3 protein-coding genes are annotated in these 3,483 nt (G+C 33.9%); all 3 read left to right on the top strand.

The genetic code is table 11. The annotated features are described in order from the left end of the window. The first annotated feature begins 98 nt into the window (after positions 1 to 98). Genes ACY10D_RS11070 through ACY10D_RS11060 form a run of 3 tightly spaced genes read left to right on the top strand, consistent with a single transcriptional unit; the run spans position 99 to position 3,295 of the window. A complete protein-coding gene (locus ACY10D_RS11070; protein WP_487000790.1) occupies positions 99 to 455 on the top strand; it encodes a RibD family protein in 357 nt (118 codons plus the stop codon). 1 nt (position 456) lies between these two features. Next, positions 457 to 1,440 (top strand): formylglycine-generating enzyme family protein, encoded by a 984-nt coding sequence (locus ACY10D_RS11065; protein ID WP_487000789.1) that lies wholly within the window; start codon positions 457 to 459, stop codon positions 1,438 to 1,440. A gap of 19 nt (positions 1,441 to 1,459) precedes the next feature. Then, a complete protein-coding gene (locus tag ACY10D_RS11060) occupies positions 1,460 to 3,295 on the top strand; it encodes a WD40 repeat domain-containing protein (RefSeq protein WP_487000788.1) in 1,836 nt (611 codons plus the stop codon). Positions 3,296 to 3,483 lie beyond the last annotated feature (188 nt).

The raw sequence follows: 3,483 nt of genomic DNA, 5'->3' as shown, positions 1-3,483 counted from the left end.
TTGGAAGGCTATGTGCAGCATTTGAGTTGCTGGCACAAAAATACTGTGCATAATTTAAACCTTGATTCACATTTTATACTTTAAAGCAAGCAGATGAGATTCCTGAATCTCTTCTTAAACTACAAAATTTATTCATTGTCACAGCACCATCAATAAATGGGAAAATAAACTTGACGTTTGTTGTAGAGGATTTATCAAAGAGAAATATTAATTATCTTTTGGTAGAGTGTGGAGCTGATTTAGCTGGTGGTTTCTTCAAAGATAATCTTATTGACGAATATATAACCTATATTTCACCAAAACTATTAGGTAATCACAGCAAATCTTCCGTTTGGTTTGATCAAATAAAAACATTAGAAAATTGTCTACACTTTTCATTAGACCATACCTCACCATCTGGAGATGATATTAAAGCAGTATGGAAACCCATCCGTCCTGAGATAAGGAAATTATAAAATGCTTGTTTCTGATATAAAAAAGACCATCAATCAAATGGGTGATCGCGAAGCAATGGGTCTGCCAATGCACAGCGTTGACACGAGAGTCCCTAATCTATCTAACGCGCTGCTGCATGTTAAAAAATACAATAAGCATGAGCTTGTCGCAACAGCTGAATCTCATCAGCTTTTTGAATATCGCTATGCTGCAGGCATCCTTTTAGGTTTACTGGGTGATCCAAGAACTTTAACCATCACCCCAAAAATGATTGAAATCCCCTCAGGAGAGATCGAAATTGGTATCGATATCAATCAAGCTTACGAAGTTTTTGACAGATTTAATCAACTGGGTGTACAGCAAGAATGGATACTAAAGGAAGTTCCTAAGTTTACTGTTATGGTTAAAGCATTTAAAGTATCTAAATACCTAGTAACTAATGAGAATTATTACGACTTCTTATTAGATACGAAATATTGTGAGCTACCTAGTAGTTGGGAGTTTGGTATTTATCCACATTTGAAATCAAACCACCCTGTTTATGGCATCTCTGATGACGCAGCAATTGCATATACTAAATGGTTATCCCAAAAAACGGGAAGATTTTTCAGGTTACCAACCGAATACGAATGGGAGTATGCTGCTTCAGGCTCAGATCACTATGAATACCCTTGGGGAGGTGAATATAAGCCTGATCTATGCAATACACTGGAGACAGGGCTTTATTCCAGTACCCCCGTGGGTATTTTCCCCAATGGAAATTCACCATTTGGAGTTTCAGATATGTCTGGTAATGTTGAAGAGTATGTACAAGATTATTATCGCCCATACCCTAATGGGAGAGCGGTAGTTGATGATTTGGGTAATATCGATGAATATCGTATTGCACGAGGCGGGTCTTTTACTCGGCATCATGACCTAGCCCGAACAACAAGAAGACACGGGCGATTTTCTAAGGATATTTATGTCATGGGATTCCGTTTAGCCGAAGATAAGTATAATTAAATTATGGATGTAAGTTACTATGTATTCTTCAAATAAAATAGACTCATTTGCAATATCTAGAAATGAAAATCACATGTTTTGTGGGACATATACAGGGAGCATATTTACCTTTGATATTGAAACTCTATCACTTCTATCGAGTGTAAAAGATCACAATGGAAGTATAAGTGCTATTTGCTCACATAATAAGTATAATCATATTTGTGTGTTGGGTTTAGATAACTATGTATCTATCTATAAATATAATAATGATGGTCTGCTTCAACTATTACATCATATATGCGTAAGGAGGATATCCCCTGCTAAAGATATGTATGATAGAACAGTTACAACTTCTCAGTCTATTGCATTTCATCCAAGTGAAAGAAAAATAGTTACCCGTGGAGGGTCATCTGCAACGATAGAAATAAGTTATAATGAAACTGAATATAAAATTTTATGGTCTCATAGATTTCATGGAAACTGGGATTTTATTGCATGTAGATATGCTAACTGTGGCAAGTTGCTTTTTACAATGTCAAATAGTGGCGATATAGTTTTATCAAATAAGCGTAAAGTACTAAGAACTTGGGAAATACATAAATATGTTGGTTATGATGGAACGCATTGGATCGAGCCTTTGAATGATTTTATATATTTAGTTGCCAATGATTGTGGGCGTGTAATAGCAATTAATATAGATCAAGATGAGCCGGTCTATATCGGTGAGTTAGTTGCTATAGATCACCTTGAGCATATCACATATAATAAAACATCAAGGAAAGCCTATATTTCATCTTTTGATAGAACAATAAAAGAAATCAATATAGAAGATGGTTCATTGGTTAGGACAGTATGGGAAGCTCCTTTTAAATGTAGATGGATAAAAGTATTAGAAAAAGATTGCAATGTAATGATTGTCCAATGTCGAAATGGTGGAATATATAAAATTAATATTTTAACTTCAGAGGTTATTGCTTACTATAAGGATACCCCTGATGCATTATGGACAGCAGATAAATACAAAGATGGGTTTATTCTAGCTGGAGAAGGAAATTATTTTTATCAATATATGCCGCGATATTATAATGAACAAGCTTTGAAGTACGACTATAAAGTAAAGAGAATTGAAATTAATGATAATGAATTTTCTTATACTAAAAGACTTATTTGCACAGGTGAGGAAAAGATTTTTTTTGCAAGAACCAATGGAAAACTTTTTGCATTTGATGGCAATCGAGCAAAACTTATATTTGAAGCTTTCTCAGCTATTCGTGATATTACCTACGATTTTTATGATAAAAGCCTCATTTATTTTGTATGTGAGAACGGTCAATTAATTAAGCTAAATATTGATTCTGAGGAAAGTGAGATACTATATCAATCAAACACGTCTTTATGGGCTTTAGCATATAGACCTAACTCACCAGAAATTTACTTTGCAGATCGCAAAAGAAACATATATTCCCTTAATCTTAAGACTCATAAGACAAATAAACATGAATTCGAAATGGGCTTCATAAAACGTATGCGCTTTATAGATGAAGACACCTTGCTTTTTTCACGCAGCAGTCGCCTCATGAAATATTCTATTAGCAAATCGGAGTTTAGCTGTTTAATTGATTTGCCCAATACTGTTGAAGATATGATATGGGATGATAATAAAAAGTATATCATTTTAATAAGTTACACCAGAAATATATACCTTTTAGATTTTTCAACCGGTGAGCTTCTACATGAACAAGGTCAAGCAATTGATTATATTAAAGGTGGCTTATATTTGTCTGATGGAGACTTTATTACCTTTGGCAGGTGTGGTAAACCTTTTTACAATAGAATTAATGATGAAAGATTGATTCCGTACGGGTATGTTTAACTTACAAATTAATACAGAGGAGGTCGTTATGAAAATTATTACATCAATTCCATAGTTTTTAGCTTTAGCCAGAACAATAGTATCAATCAAACTAAGGAGCCCTTGATGTGTTTTAAAGGGAGTGTTCATAAAACTGTGTCAATTTAAATTTAATATTGATGTAGTGTGTTATTGCTAGAATAAACAGA

The sequence above is a fragment of the Cysteiniphilum sp. genome, assembly GCF_057495195.1.
The sequence above is the reverse complement of the archived record's forward strand: the minus strand, read 5'-3'. Positions and strand labels throughout refer to the sequence as shown.